We start from the raw sequence: 17,592 nt of genomic DNA, 5'->3' as shown, positions 1-17,592 counted from the left end.
CCGCCCGCGGAAAGCGAGTACCTGCAGCGGAAATCAACAACCTAGTTTTAGTTGACCCAATAAATATAAAAAATGAGGGGCTGTCCTCAAAAGTCACTTTTCAATGACTTTTTGGACAGCCCCTTTCGTTTTAGCTTTGTGGCGGTAGCATTGTTAATGCGACTCTTCCTTTTTTCACATCGACATCGTCTATCCAGACGGTTACAACGTCGCCAACTGAAACAACGTCAAGTGGGTGTTTGACAAAGTTTTTACTTAGTTTAGAAATATGAACTAAACCATCCTGCTTAACTCCGATATCTACAAAAGCCCCAAAGTCTACAACATTGCGGACAGTTCCTTCGAGCTCCATCCCTTTTGCGAGGTCTTCAAGCTTAAGGATGTCCTTTTTAAGTAATGGTTTTGACAGTTCATCACGAGGGTCGCGTTCTGGGCTGACTAAAGCTTCAGTTATATCGTGAATGGTAATTTCACCGATTCCTAATTCTGCAGCTATTTCTTCTGGGACAATGGACGAAATGGCTTCTTTTAATTTTTCCGTTCCTAAGTCATTGCTTGTTAGACCGAATTTCCCAAGTAGTTTTTTAACCTCATTATAGTTTTCTGGGTGAATCCCTGTGCGATCTAATGGCTCGCTTCCATCGATAATACGAAGGAATCCAATACATTGCTCATAGGTTTTTGCACCTAGACGCGGAATGTCCTTCAATTCGCTTCTATCTTTGAATTTACCTTGCTCCTCACGTTTTTTCACGATATTGTTAGCAACCGCTTTTGAGAGGCCAGCTACATATTGCAGTAAGGAAGGAGATGCTGTATTAACATTTACACCAACCTTGTTAACAACTGTTTCAACAACAAATGTTAGCTGTTCATTTAGCTTTTTCTGGGAGACGTCATGTTGGTATTGACCGACGCCTACTGACTTCGGATCAATTTTTACGAGTTCAGCTAACGGGTCCTGAAGTCTTCTTGCAATCGATACAGCACTTCTTTCTTCAACATGTAAATCAGGGAATTCTTCACGTGCAATCTCAGATGCAGAGTACACACTCGCTCCCGCTTCATTGACGATAATATAAAAGATTTCTTGATTCACTTCTTTTAGAACATCCGCAACAAAGCTTTCCGTTTCTCTTGAGGCCGTACCATTTCCGATAGCCACCATTTCTACCTTGAATTCTTGTAAAACGGATTTTATTTTCTTAATCGCTTCCTCCCTTTTATTTACTGGTGGATGCGGATATATTACACCTATATTAAGAACCTTACCGGTTTCATCAACTACCGCAAGCTTACATCCCGTACGGTAGGCAGGGTCCACTCCAAGGACAATCTTCCCTTTAAGTGGCGGTTGTAAAAGTAGATTTCGAAGGTTTTCTGAAAAAATATGAATCGCTCGATCTTCTGCTTTCTCTGTTAGTTCTTTTCGAATCTCCCTTTCAATCGACGGCTGAATAAGACGTTTGTAACTGTCCTCGATTGTTTCTACAATATATTGTGTTGCCGGAGAATTTTCTGTTTTTACGATCTTTCGATTTAAAAAGGTTAAAATTCGGTCGAGAGGCGGTTCAATTGTTACACGTAAGATTTCCTCTTTTTCTCCGCGGTTCATCGCTAGGACACGATGTGGAACGACCTTGTGGATTGGCTCCTTGTATTCATAGTACATTTCATAAACATTTTTCTCGTCTTTTTCTTGGTCTTTCACCGCTGTTTCAATGGTTCCTTGTTTGAAGGTTTCATTTCGAATCCATTGACGAAAAGCAGCGTCATCGGAAATCCATTCCGCAACAATATCCTTCGCACCACTAATCGCATCTTCAGCGCTCAGAACTTCTTTTTCCTCTGAAATGAATTGAGTTGCATATTTTTCAACATCCACATTCATCGGGAAGGTATATAACCATTCTGCTAATGGCTCTAGCCCTTTTTCTTTTGCGACGGTCGCTTTTGTACGGCGTTTTTGTTTATAGGGTCTGTATAAGTCCTCGACCTGTTGAAGCTTTGTAGACTTCAAGATTTCCGATTGAAGTTCATCGGTTAACTTCCCTTGTTCAGAAATGAGGCGAATCACCTCTTCCTTTCGTGATTCGAGGTTTTGCAAATAGGTCCATTTTTCTTGAACATCTTTAATTTGCACTTCGTCTAAAGACCCGGTTAGTTCCTTTCGGTAACGTGCGATAAAAGGTACAGTATTCCCTTCATCTAAAAGGTTGATTACACTATGCACTTGCTTAGTTGTGATTCCAATTTCTTTGGCGATGGTTTTTACCATCATGTCGTTCGTTTGCAATGTCTGACTCAAAACTGTTTCCTCCTACTTTCACTACTATCTCTATTTTACCAAAATTACCTCATTCAAGTACGGCTTGCCGAAGCTTTTTAATGGCACTTCGCTGGATGCGAGAAACATGCATTTGTGAAATACCCACGATTTTTCCTGTATCTCGCTGACTTTTCTCTTTTATATACGTATAATAAAGAATCCTTTGTTCTCGTGTTGACAGAACACGGAGGGCTTTCTTTACATCTAATTTTTTCAGCACCTGTTCGTAGCCTTTATCCTTTTTACCTACTGTTTCTAAAATGGTTTTCCCTTCTGAATCTGAATCAGTCGGCGTATCAATTGGCTGCGTATGATAGGCTTGTTTTAATTCGATTGCTTCTAGAACTTCCTTTTCATCCACATGAAGATGATTTGCGATTTCATGTATTTTCGGCTTCCTTTGTAAGTGGTTTGTAAGTTCCTCTTCAGCCTTTATAATCTTAATTCCGAGCTCTTTTACCCTTCTTGGCACATGCACACTCCATGTTTTATCGCGTAGATAATGTTTGATTTCACCTATAATGGTTGGGATTGCGAAACTGTGAAAGTTTTTCCCAATTGTTTGGTCATACCTTCTTATCGCACCTAAAAGTCCCACTCTGCCTACTTGGACGATGTCCTCGTGAAACGACTGGCCCTTCGAGTATTTCCAAGCAATTGAACGGATCACTTTTTCATACTTTTCAACGATTTCCCTTTCTGATTGTTTTGAGCCAGTTTTTTGGAAGTTCTGTATTAGCCTTTCTACTTCCTCCCGTTTTGGACTTGTAGATTGCTTTCTCATTTTTTCCACCGCTCTCTTTTTTATTTGTCATGAAAGGTTGTTTGGGAGCATCCCCTATTATGTATTTCGATAAAAATGATGTGATTCCCTTCACATTCCGCGATTTGTTACATAAATAAAATATTTTTGTCATATAACATAACGCAAAATAAAAGAAGCTACCACGGGGTAACTTCTCATAGACGTATCATATAAAAAATGAATTAAAAATCGATGAGTCCTAAACTAATTTGTAAGGCATCATCCACTCTGTCCATCATCTCTTCATCGAGATGTGTAATCTTATCGGTTAGACGCTGCTTATCGATTGTACGTATTTGTTCTAACAGAATAACTGAATCGCGCTCAAATCCATAGCGCTCCGCATCAATTTCAACATGTGTTGGAAGCTTTGCTTTTTGAATTTGGGCAGTTATCGCTGCGACAATGACTGTGGGACTAAACCGATTCCCGATATCGTTTTGGATGACAAGAACAGGACGAACGCCTCCTTGCTCTGAGCCAACAACTGGGGAGAGGTCTGCAAAATAAACGTCGCCACGTTTTACAATCAAATGATTACCCCCCGCTAACTAAGCGTTCTACGGTGTGGTCAGCCTCAGATTCAGCCAAAAAAGCCTCCGATGCAATAGTAAGGTTGATTTTCGCCATTTCCATGTAACCGCGTCTCATTGATTCTGTAATCTGGCGCTTCTTTCTCTCACGTAGATACATTTTTGTAGCCTGATAAATCAGTTCATTTCGGTTACCGTTTTCTTGTTTCACTAGGCCATCCAACTCACTAATTAAGTTTTGTGGTAATCGTACTAGAATTTCTGTTGTTGCGCTGGATTCAGACACAAACATACACCTCCACCAACTTGCCACCATTATTCTACTCCAATCTTAATAATACCATTATTACGATTGGATGCAAAGCTTAATCCAACAATTCTTATTTATTATCGACATTTAGAATTGGTTTTTATGCACATCTTTTACAATGTTTCCAAAATCTACATTCAACTACACGCATAAAAAAAGAATGTTCCCAATTTCTACAACTAATGTACTACTTTTTTCTACTAGTAATGTCTTAATAACGGATTTCTCACTTCAATTATTCTCTTATTTCTTAAAAAAATACGCGGAACCCGAAAACTTATTGAACATGTGACCTCATAGTTAATTGTTTCAAGGACCTTTGCGACATCGTCAACACTAATGAATTTGTCATTTTGTCTTCCGATTAAGGTTACTTTTGTACCAACGGGAAGTTTCTTTGGAAGTCGAACCATAAATTGGTCCATACAGATGCGACCGATAATTTGACAGAGTTCACCGTCGACTAAAACATGCGTATTTTGTAGCTTTCTGATCCACCCGTCCGCATAGCCGACTGGAACGGTTCCAACCCACATATCTTCATCAGCTGTGAAGGTGGCACCGTAACTTACTTTTTCCCCTTTTGCAAGTTGTTTTACATGGACAAGCTTACTGTGGAAAGAAATAGCTTGTTTAAGCTCATATGGAAGCTGGTTTTTTATTTCTAAAGATGGTGTCAATCCATACATTCCTATACCAAGTCTTACTGCATTAAATACTCTTTCTGGAAAACGGTAACCCGTTGCACTGTTTCCGCAATGAATCATTTTCGGTTTGTTTGGAATCCACTCAAGCATTTTAAGGAAATTCTGATATTGCTTGTCAAAATAGGAGGTATCTAGTTCATCTGCTGTTGCGAAATGAGTAAAAACGCCTTCAAGTTGAACTTGAGGATGTTGCCCAATTGTCGCTAAGATTGTTTCTAGCTCGTCTTTTTTTCTAACTCCAAGACGTCCCATGCCGGTATCAAGTTTCAAGTGCAAGTTAAGTGGAGTGCTGCCGTGATAATTTTCAATGACATGATCCAGGCATTCTTGACTATAGATAGTGAGTGCTATGTTGAGCTGTGCAGCAATCATGGCATCGGCTGGACGTGTTGCTCCGAGAACAAGTATGGGTGCATCAATTCCTCTATGACGTAAGGAAATACCTTCGTCGATAAAAGCTACCGCAAGATAAGTTGCACCCGCTTCAAGTGCCGTTTTTGCAACCTCAGCATCTCCATGACCATATGCATTTGCCTTAACGACTGCCATAATGTCCACTTGTTCCGGTAAAAAACTCTTCATGTTTTTTACATTTTCAAAAATGCAGTCTAAATCAACTTCAACCCACGTATCGCGATAAAAATGGGTAGAATCCATGAGTAAACACCTTCTTAGATTAATTGCTATTACTAAATCAAATACGCTCTGGCGTATTTGCGCCAAGATTTTTTAGGCCCACACGATGTGTGTCACAAAGACGTTGCCACAGGAAGTGGCGTTCTTAGTCTTTGATCTTACGCTCGAAGATTACATTTAAAAAATCTGTGGCATCCGCCGGAGGTTAAATTATTTGAATCAGTGGTTAGACCCACTGATATAAATAATTTATAAGTACGATTATTAAACTTCATTCTGTCCATGTCAATGGTGTTTTTTGTTATCCTCTTTTGATATACCCATCTTAACATATGATGAAAAAAGTAAAATATGAAAGAGAAATTTTGAAAGCATGACAAAGACCCCTTTGGGTGGTCAAAGGGGTCTTACAAATTATTATTTAAAAATTAGCACCTTCCCAACTGTACCATCAGCACTTTGACCAACAACACGGAATTTCAGACCGTATTCAGGAATGTTACGTCCTGCATCGACCAAGCCTGGGTTACTGTAGTCAGCACTATCATCAAATAAAGGTGTGCGTTGCGTAAAGTTATCCTTCATTGTAAATTGACCCGGGTAATCCAGGAACATTTTCTCTGTTTTATCTAAACTAAACGCAGCATCGTGTAGTTGATATCGTGTTGACCCTATATTTTTATCACTCCAGCTTACAGCATGCTGGTCAGCATCGACAACTCCTAGGAAACCATCTCCAGGATGAACGCCTGTCCAGTTGTTGTCATAGCTTTCATCGACATACCACACTACTAAACCTGGGTCATATGACATGAGGCTTGCACCACGGCGGATGTTCTTTAAGCCTACATCGACGCCATTATGGGATCTCCATTCTAATAAATAGTAATGAGGAGATGTATATTTACCATCATGCTTTACAAAACCATCCAATGAAAATTTAGGTTCGCCCTCCGCACCATCAGAGAACACTTCATTTCCGTCTGCAGTTACTTTTACATTATCCGCAAAGAAGCCGTCAAGGTTTGTGGCCCAATCGGTCATTGAACGGAATTGAAGCTGAATTTCTTGACCTGCATAATCACTTAAATCGATCGTTTCATGGACCCAGCCATTACTTGAGCCGGTGTAGCCTGGGAGGTTTTCTTTAATTGCTGGATAGCCATCTGGATCAAGAGTGGTTGAAGTTCTTTCACTCAAAAGTGATGTCCACGTTTCCCCTCCATCGGTTGAAACTTGAACCATGGCGTAGTCCCAATCCTGTTCGATGTTATACCAAGCATCGAAGTCAAGAGTTGCACTAGTTTTTCCTGTTAAATCGATGGTAGCAACCATCTTATGGTCAACCTCATCCCCTTTACCGCCGAAATACTCAAAGTTTCCTTCAGCAGGTGTATTTAAAACATTAACCTTGTCTGGTAAATCAACTCGTACAGCATCATGATTCGTACCTTTTGTTACTGCTTCATCAAGAAGTAACTCCGTACCCTGTTGTGTAATATCATCGGCATTAATCGTTGTCCCACTTAACCAGTTCCCACCATGCCATGCTTGAAGTTTTTCTTTAGCATACGCACTCATTCCCGGTGGTTCTGTTCCCGGAATGTCTCCAGACCAGCTTCCACTTGCCATGACAGACCAATAGGCAACAGCTTCACCTTCTCCACTATAAACTGTGTCATACTCATCTGGAAGACCGAGATCATGTCCGAATTCATGTATAAACACACCTGCTGCTCCATCTTCAGGTTCTATAGTGTAATCGTAGGCACCTAAAAGTCCTCCAAAACGATCACTATTAGATGTACCACCTGGTACAGCGACTAGATTCCCAAGGTTCCAACGGTGTGACCAAATCGCGTCGGCTCCAAGTGAGCCTCCTCCTGCTTCTTCACCAACACCTGCGTGAATAACCATCAGATGGTCAATAATTCCGTCTGGTTCATTGTATACCCCATCATTATCATAATCGTCACGATCCCATACATCGTATTCACTTAAGTCAACATTCGGATCCTGACCAGCTTTTGTTAGTGCCTCATATACTAAAGTACGTGGTCGAATATCGCTGCCATCCGGTGCAGGATCATTCCCGCCATAATATGCAGCCGGGTGATCGGCCGTATACCAGCCCGCCACAGTTCCATCAACTGTATAGCTTCCACCTGATTGTTGTTCATAGTATTGTTTCATGGAAATTAAATTTTCTCCATTTGGACCTTCATATCCATTTGCACCGAAAATCATATCTTGAAAATGGTCATGGGTATAATCTTCATACCACATTTCTGTTTCGTCTTTTGTAATCGAGCTTTTTTCGTAATCTGGGAAGTCGATGGCTAGGACTAATACTTTGTCCTCTCGAACTTCACCATCATAATTTTCTTTTTCAACTGAATCAATTTTGTTTTTCTTAGCTTGTCCAAGTTTGTTTCCGTTTCCATTTTTCAAACCATTGTCATTTTCTTTATTCGGAAATTTAAGATTTGCATCCAGGCCTTTTGGTAGCTTGTCCTTTGTTTTACCAGAGGTAGCTGCTTTTGCCTGTAGATATGTTTTCAATACTTTCTCCGCTTCTGCTGGTGATGCATTTTTTGCTATTTTTCCGTTTTTCTTAAGCATTTCAATGAGTTTTTCATCGTTTGCGATTCCTAGATCGATGGGTGAACCATGTGAAGCTAGTTTTGAGGATACATCTGATGCGTTAGCTTCAGGTGTCATGGTTGGACCCGCTACTAGTCCAACGCTTAATGATAATGCAAGTGCGGTGGTTAAAAACCTTCGTTTCTTCAACTTCATACCCCTCCTACTAATCTGGTTTACGTTCCGTACATTTTTACTTTTATTTTCGAGCAACTCCAACCCCCTTCAAGACTGTGGACAATCCTTGCTTAGATAATGTAACAGAATCTTCTAAAGAAATTTGTAGAAATTCAATATATAGAACTTTTTTCGTTCGTTAAATTCTACGTTCTCTCTACCTCATCCGACAACATCCTTCGATTTGCGAAATAAACAACCTTGTAATTTGTCGATATTTAAAAATAAAAAACAGGCCCGATCATTCGGACCTGTGGTCAAATATTTATTTTACTGACTTGCTTTGTACTGTACGTGCGACGGAGATTAACTCTTCTTGAGTTAAATCATCGGAAGCAATCATGAATTCAGCACCATTGTATGTCCAGGAAATAGATTTATCTGTAAGGGTACCCACTGTGAATCCAAGGTCAACAGGTTCACCACTTAACGAAATCGTTGTAGCAACTTCTGCAACACGTGCTCTTTCCTGTATCAATGTGAAGGTTTTCTCTCCACCGAATGTCATGATGACTCGTGTCCCATTTTCAGTTTCTATTTTCTTTTCTTCTTTTAATTCCACACCAGCAAGTGCGTCCTCTGATGGATAAAGAACTTCAAGTGGCTGTTTATTAACTTCTCCCATAACTGGGATTTCATCTAAAGTAGCAGAAGACATATTCTTATCTACATCAAATGCTGATTTATCAAAGCTTGCATCAAATTCCACTTTCGTAAATTCTACAAGTAATAGGACTTTACGATCCGGATCCATAACCTTTACTGAAACAGGTTTTAAGTCCTTCTTGCTGAAGGTAATTTCTTGTTTTGGCAGCATATTATTATTTTTATAGTTTGTTTTTGTTTCGAAGACATATTGATCCTTTGTAGCCGTAAATTTCGCCTCAGGGTCTTCCTTCACATCATGCACCAAGGACTCAAATAAATAGGCCTGGCTGCTGTTTTCTGGCCATTCACTTTGAAAGCGGAAGCTCTTATTAAGAGCAGGTGTTAATACGAACACACCCTCTTCATTACGTAAAATCATTTGGCTTTGATCTTTTTCTGCATTTTTTAGGTTTACACGATAAAAAGTTGGATCCTTGTGCCAAATTTCCACTTCGTACACCTGTGGATCATTGCCTGTTTGAAGCGTCATCTTTGCATCTGCTTTATAGCCAGTCATCTTTTGCACCTTTTCATCTAGTGCGCTAACCACATCTTCCTGTGATTTTTCCCCACATGCCGCAAGTACAAGGGCAATGAGTAGCCCTAATAACAACAAAAATACTTTTTTCTTCATTTCTCCTTCAACCCCTTTGCCTCTTATCGACTATTGGTTGAGACAAAGTCTACTACTAGATGAACAGGTAGGAATCATTTCCGTGCTTATTAGGACCCCCAAAATTTTTAAGTGAGTTTTTCTAAACTCCATTTTTAGTTTACGTACTGTTACGTGTAAACCTAAGAAAAAATCACACTGTTCACCATACTCGTATACCTTGTCTCACCTACCGCAATAAAAATATATGAGGCAAAGTTGTGTAATATGCAGACTAGCTTGACAAGCTTTCTAAAATTACTTGTGCAACGGCATACTCTTTACTGTGAGTAATAGATAAATGTGCCTTATGATTCATGGGCTTGGTAAGGACTGGCTTACCATTCGTATCTGATAAAACCTCAATATCTAAGAAGCTTACATTCTCACCAATCCCGGTTCCAACTGCCTTTGAATAGGCTTCCTTGACCGCAAAACGTCCAGCAAGAAACTCAATTTGACGGGACTCTGATAAACGAAAAAATTTTTCTTTTTCCCCGTCGGTTAAAATACGATCTACAAACTTTTTTTGTCTATGTAAAATCTTTTTAATACGTTCAAGCTCGACAATATCGATACCTGTACCAATAATCATTTCATAAATTCCTCTCTTCTATATAAAAACTTTCAATCATAAGATGGTACAAACTCTTTATAGAATATAGTACGATGAAAATGAAAATCAAATACGCCTTGACGTATTTGCGCCCGATTTTTTTAGGCCCACGTGATGTGGGTCACAAAGACGTTGCCACAGGATGTGGCGCTGTTAGTCTTTGAACTTACGGCGAGATACAGTGAAACTTCAATCTGTGGAAGCTTTATCCTCAGATTGATAGTTGAACCAATCAGGCTTTTACTGGCATTTGCCCTCAGCGAGGGCTTAGTGCCAGTTAATGCTGAAAAATTCCCTTTAAAAAATCGTGGCATCCGCCGGAGGCTAAAGGCCCACACGAGGTGGGTCACTCAGACGTTGTCACAGGATGTGACGATCTTAGTCTGAGTTCCTTAATTTCAGTCAGGGATAAATCCTGTACTGAATTGTTTCTTGTTGCATTTAGCAAACCATATTATAAAGTGGAGTCTAATACTGAATAAAGTTAAAAGGAGAATTAAAATGTTTATACGGACTGAAAGCTTTCGTCAATTTTTACGATTATATCCTATTATATCAATAATAATCGCGATTCATATCCTTCTTTGGCTACTCATCTTTTTGTCCCTTCCATTTGGGACGACACTTTTGCAGCATATGATTGGGTTTAACTTCTTGATTTCCGAGGGAGAGTATTGGAGACTTGTTACGCCGATTTTTGTACATAGTGGGTTTGGGCATATGTTATTCAATTCGTTCTCACTGGTCTTGTTTGGACCAGCGTTAGAAAATATGTTGGGTAAAGGCAAATTCGTCATTGCCTATCTTTTAACTGGGATTCTTGCAAATCTTGCAACATTCTACATTGAACCATTGGAATTTGCCCATGTCGGTTCATCTGGTGCCATTTTCGGGTTGTTTGGGATTTACTTATATATGGTTGTGTTCCGCAAAGACTTAATCAATCACATGAACTCACAGCTAATCATCACCATTTTAGTGATTGGCCTCGTCATGACCTTTATTAATTCAAATGTGAATATTGTCGCCCATATCTTTGGTTTTATAGCTGGGGCTATCGTTGCACCCCTTGTTTTACCGAAAACCTCCGGACAGCCCCAGATTATTATGGCTGGTGATACCTCATATCGGCCACGTATGAGGATTCCAAGGCATTTTTCAATAAAACATCTATTATGGCTGATTATTATTATCTTAGTGATTCTTGGGATTTTCCTGTAAAAGTAACAAGGAGCTAAAGTGACTTTAGCTCCTCTTTTTATTCTACCGTTATATCTTCTGTAATAACTTTGTTGCGTTTGGTGTACCAATCCCAAATAGCCCAACAATCTGGTTCATTCAAATCCTTAACCTCGAACCCCTTGCCTGTCACTGCCGATTTAATAAAGGTTCGAACTGAACCAAGTTCTTTTTTCCTTTGTAAAAACGATTGTTTCTTGTCCATCGATTGAATTCGCCTTTTATGATGAAGAACAGTAATTTTACTAAGAAAGCGAAATTGCAGGGTTAACTGATCATCAACAATACTCCAGCCCGCTACTTTATAGCGGCTATAGCCTAAGATTGCCCCTATTGGTAAAAGGAGTAGACCCAGGTAGCCCCATGCACTGAAGACATAGGACAGAGTAACAATTGCTGGTACGAATAGGATAAAAAAGAGCATTCCTCTAAACATATATCTCCACTTCGCCTTCGGTGGCACAAAGTTTTCAACAGCTTGCATCTGGTAATCCGGGACAAAATGCTGTAATAAATCATTGATAGCGGATTTTTTGACTAAAGGAAAAAGGACTGTTGAAAAGTCTTCTCCTTTATTAAGCGAGCCACCCGCGCTTTCAATATAGACCGTTGCATACCCAAAGGGCTGTCTAATTAAATTCTCACCAATGCGAATAGCCTGAATTCGCGTTAACGGAATGGTTGTCTGCTTTTTTTCAATCAATCCTCTTGTTATAAACAGTTCATCTTCCCGTTTTACAACAGTAAAATTGGCGTAGCGCAATGTCATGATTAAAATACCGACAAACCACGCGATCAACAAGAACAATGCAATTAAGACAATGATATAAATTAATATGGATAGACTGACATATTTTTCGATTGTATTATATAATTTTTCAAATGGTAAATATTCAGCAAACTGGCTCAAAAATGCCAGTACACCAGAGATCACAATTCCAATTCCACCTGAGGTAGATGCTAGAACAAGTAACTCTTTTGATGTAATTTGGTAGGTAACCCTCGTATGCTGCGTTTCGATTTCGTCTTCCTGATGAGTTTTTGAACGAGATAAGATTTCACGTAATTGATTGGCCTCATCTTCTTTAATGGCGGTTAAAACGGCTTCAGCCTGCATACCACCACCCGCTGTTTCCACCTGTAGCTTCACCAATCCAAACATCCGTTGAATGATTCCTGCAGAAACATCAATCGTTTGAATTCGCTCAATTGGAATAAACCGCTTTTTACGAATAAACACACCATATTCAATTCGTAGTTCCCCATTTTCAACCCTGTACGTGTAACGATACCAATGAAAAATTCCGAATACTAACATTAAAAAAATGAAAACACATGCACCTAGTAAATAATACTTCTCAAATTCATCCCCGGGTCCAACAAAAAAAAGAAAAATCAGCGGAAGAATCAATTCTTTTAGTTGCTTTAAAAAGGTTAAAAAGCCGGCAACCGGGTGCATTCGACGTGGCTCAAATATCATCTTCGTCCACCCTCGCTAATCTTGAGATGGAATCACGTAATTGGTCCGCTTCTTCTAAATCAAGCGCAGGTATTTCATGAACCGTTGCCGCAGTTGAAATCGTAACGGTTGCTAAATGATGTTTGCGAAGCAATGGCCCCTGTTGTGTATCTACGTGTTGGACACGGTTCATCGGGATAATCGTCCTTTTGACAATTAACACTCCACGTTGAAGGTCAATTTCATGTTCGTGTACCTCATATCTCCATCGCTTCCATTTGAGCTTTGGCAAGATAAAAATGGTTAAAATTGATTCGAGTAATGACAGAATCAGCAAGATTGTAAAAATCCAAAACGTCCAATCGAAAATAATGGTAAGGACTAAAACCGCAATTGTTGCAATCCAACCAATCACCGAAGTAATAATTGCAGAAGTTTTCCATACAGTTAAGGCACGTTCACTTATCCGGTTTTTTGGGATATCTCTCATTATCCAACCAACCTTTCTCCCGTTGGAATATTTTTCATATCAACCTTCTCAGTATAAATGATTTTGTCGAATAATTACACATAAAAAAACAGCGCACATACCGTGTGTGCACTGTTTTTGCTATTAATTTTCGTTTTTACGGAAGTTGCCGCGTCGATTATTACCGCCACTTGAAGAATAACGGTTTCCACCTGAGCCTTGACGTCCACCATTTCCACGTCCACGATCACGATTTCCACCTTTGTATCGTCCGCGGTCACGTCCGCCACGGTTGTTGTTATCTCTATTATCTCTCTTCACACGAACAGGCGCTTCTTCAGTGAGTCTAACTGGTGTTGCATCTGGCTCTTTTGTCATTAACTTAATCGCAGCTGCAACAACTGAAACTGAATCATGCTCCTCTAAAAGCTCTTCAGCGATACGAGTATAATACGATAAATTATTAGACTCAATCATCGACACGATTTTTTCCATCGTGATTTTTTGCTGACCTTCTAAAGCCTCATCTAATGTTGGTGGCTTCATTTTGTCCATTTTACGTTTTGTTGTGTTTTCAACATTTTTAAGTTGACCAATTTCACGTGGTGTAACGAAAGTCATAGCCATACCTGTTTTACCTGCACGACCTGTACGTCCAATACGGTGAACATAGCTTTCTGGGTCCTGAGGAATATCAAAGTTATACACATGTGTAACACCGGAAATGTCTAGACCACGTGCTGCTACGTCTGTCGCTACTAATACTTCGATAGATCCTTCTTTAAATTTACGTAAGACGGATATTCGTTTTGCCTGACTTAGGTCACCATGTATCCCCTCTGCAGCATAGCCTCTTAAAGTTAATGCTTCTGAAAGTTCATCAACACGACGCTTCGTACGACCAAAAATAATCGCCAATTCTGGTGATTGAATATCTAAAAGACGAGTTAACACATCAAACTTTTTCTTTTCTTGTACTTCCAAGTAGTACTGTTGAATATTCGGTACGGTCATTTCTTTTGTTTTTACTTTTACAACTTTCGGATCTTTCATGAAACGCTCTGCTATGCGTTGGATCGGACCAGGCATTGTTGCAGAGAAAAGCAATGTTTGTCGTTCTTCGGGAACGCCTTTTAAGATTGCCTCAATATCTTCAATAAAGCCCATGTTTAACATTTCATCTGCTTCATCAAGTACCACTGTTTTAACATTTTGAAGCTTAAGAGTTTTACGGTTAATGTGGTCAATTACACGACCTGGCGTACCAACAATGATATGTGGGTGTTTTTTTAGTGAACGGATTTGGCGAGTGATATCCTGTCCACCGTAGATCGGTAAAATACGGACACGGTTAAAGTGACCGATTTTATGAAGTTCTTCTGATACTTGAATTGCAAGCTCACGAGTTGGTGCAATGACAATTCCTTGAATGTTCTCGTCTTTTACATCGACATTTTCAATAAGAGGAATTCCAAATGCGGCTGTTTTTCCTGTTCCTGTTTGAGCTTGACCAATTACATCATGCCCTTCTAATGCTAATGGAATCGTTTGTGATTGAATGGGAGTTGCTTCTTCAAACCCCATTTTACTAATCGATTTCATTAAATCCTGACTAATCCCTAGTTCGTTAAATGCTGCCAATTTTTTCATACTCCTTTTGCTAATCTATTTGTACAATGACAAAATTGACTTTTAGACGGGAAATCTGTATAGACACTGGGCTTTCGCCTCGTTTAAGATTGGATACAAATGAAGATTGTATTATGATCGCAAAACCTACACATGATGAGATATGCAACTGTAGGTAGGCATCTGCCTAGTATTTATAATAGACCAGAATCAAATTCTGCTTAAAAAAAGGACATTCTCCGTGATTGTAACGGAAGTAATGCCCTTAGGGTTCACGTCCAAAAAGTTAATAAAAGGGCGCCACTAATGGGTTAACGAGCAATGCCCTTTTTAACACTGTAGTTGTAATCTTACCACTACCCCATTAGAAATGCAATAAAGTGAAACTTCCAATGATTAGTATATATATTCTTTTGTTGATTCATGCAAGAAAGTATCCACCTCTTTAAATAGTTTATCCTGGTCCTCCCCATAACAAACATGATGCTTTGCACATGGCAATAAAAGGAGTTTTTTTTCCGTTGATGAGATGACTTGATAGAGGTAATTCGCACTTTTTAACGGCACAATCCCATCGCATTCTCCTTGGACAATTAAAGTCGGAACTTTGATATGGTGAAGTTCTGGTCTGATTTTCCGTACTAGCTTTCGAAATTCAATTGTTGCCGATAAAGGTGTATCCACAATTTTCTTTTTATAGCGCAAATAAAGTTCATTTTTATGAAGAGTTTTGTTCAAACCATCGCGAAGCATGATTTTAATATCGGCTACTAGCTGCTTTGGATTGATATAGTAAGCCGCCGCACTAAGTAAAACGAGCTTTTGAATGGGATATCGTGTTGCTAAATACCCCGCTATAAGTCCCCCCATAGAAAAGCCAATGATAAAAACCTTGTCGCATGATTGTAGGAGATCGATAAGCACCTTTTCAGCATATTCAATCCATTCGGAGTAATGGGTTCCTTTTAAATATAAGGTCTCGCCATGCCCGGGTAAGGTTGGAGTACGGACGACCCAATCGGTTGAATCGCGGATATACCTTGCAAGGGGCTCAATTTCATATGGAGCCCCTGTAAAGCCATGTATGAACAAACATCCAATCATGAAATAAGACCACCTTTCCATCATAAAATAAAATATTTTTGAAATAATTGTAATGTTTTTGTAACATTTTCTGCTTTCAAACGTACTAATAAGTAAGAAGCAATTTTAGGAGGTTTTAAAATGGACAAGCTATTCAATGAAAAATCAGACTTTATGAAAGAACTATTCTCATACTCCTTAGGAATCTTACTTACTATTTTACTTATACTTCCATTTATTAACTAGAAAAAAGCTCGGTAATTTGCACCGAGCTTTTTCTTATTTTTTGAAGGCGAGGATGACTTCTTCAAGCTTCATCCCTCTTGATCCTTTGACCAAAACGATGTCCCCTTCTGATAAATACTTACGTAAGGCTACAATGAGTTGTTCTTTGTCTTGATATGCAAATACTCGGTCTTGAGCGAACTGATCCCTTGCACCACTTGCAATATGTTCACCTAACCTGCCATAAGTCAATACATAGTCAACCTTGTCAGGCTGAATGAATCGACCCACTTCTTTGTGATATTCAATTTCATTTTCTCCTAGCTCAAGCATATCACCTAACACGACGATTTTTTTTCCTGTTGTTTGTAAGTCATGGACTAAGCTAATCGCAGCCTTCATCGATAACGGGCTTGCATTATAGGCATCATTAATTAATTTCGTTCCATTGATACCTTCAATTAATTCAAGTCTCATATTCGTAATTTTAATTTGTTTTAATCCACTTTCAATTTTATCCCAGGATAAACCGAAATGACGTGCCACAGCAATCGCTGCCATCGCATTGTTCACATTATGCTTTCCGAGGACTGGCACGTAAAACTCCGTCTTCTCCTGTTCATTAATCGAAAAATAGGTTCCCTCGTTTTCCTGTTTAATTTCAAGTGGATATAGATCATTTTGCTGTGAATCACCAAAAGTTGTTGTTACAATATCCATTGATTTAACTCGCTCTTTTAAAAGAGGTTCGTCCCCTTGGTAAATGAGCAAGCCTTCTTTTGATAATCCTGCAACGATTTCAAGCTTGGCCTTTGCGATTCCTTCACGGGAGCCAAGTTCCATCATATGTGATTCGCCAATATTCGTAATCACCGCAACATCAGGGCGTGCTAGTCGAGTAAGGAATTCGATTTCACCGAAAGCACTCATCCCCATTTCAAGCACTGCAACCTCTGTATCTTCTTTAAGTCGTAAAATCGTTAAAGGCATACCGATCTGGTTGTTCAGATTACCTTCTGTTTTTTGAACACGCATGGAAGTTGATAATACCGCTGTAACCATGTCTTTTGTAGTTGTTTTCCCATTACTTCCTGTAATCCCTACCACTTTCATTGTAAGCTCATCACGATAGCTTTTTGCGAGGGTTTGAAGAGCTTCTAACGTGTCCTTTACAAAGATAACTGGGATTTGCTGTGGCGGATTTGGCTGATCACTTCCCCATAGCACAGCTGCTGCCCCATTTTCAATGGCTGCATTTACAAATTGATGGCCATTAAAGGTCTCACCGATGATGGGTATGTACAAATTTCCTGGTGAGATGGTTCTTGTATCAATGGATACACCTTCAATCACGACATTCTGGTGTTGCGGGTCAAGTTTTTCTCCTTTTGCCATCTGTTCAATTTGGGCTAAAATCTTTTTTATCACGAGG

Annotated in this window: 14 protein-coding genes; 1 reads left to right on the top strand and 13 read right to left on the bottom strand. The window is 39.4% G+C overall.

Annotation, left to right across the window (positions count from 1 at the left end):
• Positions 1 to 130 precede the first annotated feature (130 nt).
• From E1I69_RS19785 to acpS, 8 genes are all read right to left on the bottom strand, one after another.
• Positions 131 to 2,281 (bottom strand): Tex family protein, encoded by a 2,151-nt coding sequence (locus tag E1I69_RS19785; protein WP_207308582.1) that lies wholly within the window; start codon positions 2,279 to 2,281, stop codon positions 131 to 133.
• Positions 2,282 to 2,357: 76 nt separating this feature from the next.
• The gene (gene sigB, locus E1I69_RS19780; RefSeq protein WP_136381287.1) at positions 2,358 to 3,113 is read right to left on the bottom strand and encodes an RNA polymerase sigma factor SigB; all 756 of its coding nucleotides are present in this window, start codon (positions 3,111 to 3,113) and stop codon (positions 2,358 to 2,360) included.
• A 203-nt stretch (positions 3,114 to 3,316) separates the two neighbouring features.
• Positions 3,317 to 3,667 carry a type II toxin-antitoxin system endoribonuclease NdoA gene (ndoA, locus tag E1I69_RS19775; protein WP_010284636.1) on the bottom strand — a complete coding sequence of 117 codons (351 nt, stop codon included), beginning with the start codon at positions 3,665 to 3,667 and terminating at the stop codon, positions 3,317 to 3,319.
• 4 nt (positions 3,668 to 3,671) lie between these two features.
• The gene (locus E1I69_RS19770; protein ID WP_010284645.1) at positions 3,672 to 3,953 is read right to left on the bottom strand and encodes a CopG family ribbon-helix-helix protein; all 282 of its coding nucleotides are present in this window, start codon (positions 3,951 to 3,953) and stop codon (positions 3,672 to 3,674) included.
• A 224-nt stretch (positions 3,954 to 4,177) separates the two neighbouring features.
• On the bottom strand, positions 4,178 to 5,341 hold the full coding sequence (alr, locus tag E1I69_RS19765) for an alanine racemase (protein WP_136381286.1): 1,164 nt from the start codon (positions 5,339 to 5,341) through the stop codon (positions 4,178 to 4,180).
• A gap of 396 nt (positions 5,342 to 5,737) precedes the next feature.
• Positions 5,738 to 8,113 carry an immune inhibitor A domain-containing protein gene (locus E1I69_RS19760; RefSeq protein WP_136381285.1) on the bottom strand — a complete coding sequence of 792 codons (2,376 nt, stop codon included), beginning with the start codon at positions 8,111 to 8,113 and terminating at the stop codon, positions 5,738 to 5,740.
• A 292-nt stretch (positions 8,114 to 8,405) separates the two neighbouring features.
• Positions 8,406 to 9,422 carry a LolA family protein gene (locus E1I69_RS19755; protein ID WP_136381284.1) on the bottom strand — a complete coding sequence of 339 codons (1,017 nt, stop codon included), beginning with the start codon at positions 9,420 to 9,422 and terminating at the stop codon, positions 8,406 to 8,408.
• Positions 9,423 to 9,675: 253 nt separating this feature from the next.
• Entirely contained in the window at positions 9,676 to 10,035 is a 360-nt protein-coding gene (gene acpS, locus E1I69_RS19750) for a holo-ACP synthase (RefSeq protein ID WP_136381283.1), read from the bottom strand.
• Between the two features lie 522 nt (positions 10,036 to 10,557).
• Here acpS and E1I69_RS19745 point away from each other — a divergent pair.
• Complete coding sequence (locus E1I69_RS19745) at positions 10,558 to 11,277, top strand: rhomboid family intramembrane serine protease (RefSeq protein WP_136381282.1); 720 nt, start codon at positions 10,558 to 10,560, stop codon at positions 11,275 to 11,277.
• A 37-nt stretch (positions 11,278 to 11,314) separates the two neighbouring features.
• Here E1I69_RS19745 and E1I69_RS19740 read toward each other — a convergent pair whose 3' ends face one another.
• From E1I69_RS19740 to E1I69_RS19720, 5 genes are all read right to left on the bottom strand, one after another.
• Positions 11,315 to 12,775, bottom strand: coding sequence for a PH domain-containing protein (locus E1I69_RS19740; RefSeq protein ID WP_136381281.1), 1,461 nt, complete (start codon positions 12,773 to 12,775; stop codon positions 11,315 to 11,317).
• Positions 12,765 to 13,244 (bottom strand): PH domain-containing protein, encoded by a 480-nt coding sequence (locus E1I69_RS19735; protein ID WP_136381280.1) that lies wholly within the window; start codon positions 13,242 to 13,244, stop codon positions 12,765 to 12,767. Before E1I69_RS19735 ends, E1I69_RS19740 begins: the two co-directional genes overlap by 11 nt.
• Before the next feature lie 123 nt (positions 13,245 to 13,367).
• Entirely contained in the window at positions 13,368 to 14,825 is a 1,458-nt protein-coding gene (locus E1I69_RS19730; RefSeq protein ID WP_431731894.1) for a DEAD/DEAH box helicase, read from the bottom strand.
• A 423-nt stretch (positions 14,826 to 15,248) separates the two neighbouring features.
• The gene (locus E1I69_RS19725) at positions 15,249 to 15,956 is read right to left on the bottom strand and encodes an alpha/beta hydrolase (RefSeq protein WP_136381278.1); all 708 of its coding nucleotides are present in this window, start codon (positions 15,954 to 15,956) and stop codon (positions 15,249 to 15,251) included.
• Between the two features lie 258 nt (positions 15,957 to 16,214).
• A complete protein-coding gene (locus E1I69_RS19720) occupies positions 16,215 to 17,588 on the bottom strand; it encodes a UDP-N-acetylmuramoyl-tripeptide--D-alanyl-D-alanine ligase (RefSeq protein ID WP_136381277.1) in 1,374 nt (457 codons plus the stop codon).
• Between the last annotated feature and the right edge of the window lie 4 nt (positions 17,589 to 17,592).

The organism is Bacillus timonensis, from assembly GCF_004799755.1.
In the GTDB taxonomy this organism is placed as follows: Bacteria; Bacillota; Bacilli; order Bacillales; family Bacillaceae_L; genus Ferdinandcohnia; species Ferdinandcohnia timonensis_A.
This window is presented reverse-complemented; position numbering and strand designations above follow the sequence as displayed.

Bases quoted from the DNA above. Each gene is read 5' to 3' on its own strand.
- sigB (WP_136381287.1), bottom strand. From the start codon at position 3,113: ATGAGAAAGCAATCTACAAGTCCAAAACGGGAGGAAGTAGAAAGGCTA.
- E1I69_RS19745 (WP_136381282.1), top strand. From the start codon at position 10,558: ATGTTTATACGGACTGAAAGCTTTCGTCAATTTTTACGATTATATCCT.
- E1I69_RS19785 (WP_207308582.1), bottom strand. From the start codon at position 2,281: ATGATGGTAAAAACCATCGCCAAAGAAATTGGAATCACAACTAAGCAA.
- E1I69_RS19725 (WP_136381278.1), bottom strand. From the start codon at position 15,956: ATGATTGGATGTTTGTTCATACATGGCTTTACAGGGGCTCCATATGAA.
- E1I69_RS19735 (WP_136381280.1), bottom strand. From the start codon at position 13,244: ATGAGAGATATCCCAAAAAACCGGATAAGTGAACGTGCCTTAACTGTA.
- E1I69_RS19740 (WP_136381281.1), bottom strand. From the start codon at position 12,775: ATGATATTTGAGCCACGTCGAATGCACCCGGTTGCCGGCTTTTTAACC.
- acpS (WP_136381283.1), bottom strand. From the start codon at position 10,035: ATGATTATTGGTACAGGTATCGATATTGTCGAGCTTGAACGTATTAAA.
- alr (WP_136381286.1), bottom strand. From the start codon at position 5,341: ATGGATTCTACCCATTTTTATCGCGATACGTGGGTTGAAGTTGATTTA.
- E1I69_RS19755 (WP_136381284.1), bottom strand. From the start codon at position 9,422: ATGAAGAAAAAAGTATTTTTGTTGTTATTAGGGCTACTCATTGCCCTT.
- E1I69_RS19730 (WP_431731894.1), bottom strand. From the start codon at position 14,825: ATGAAATCGATTAGTAAAATGGGGTTTGAAGAAGCAACTCCCATTCAA.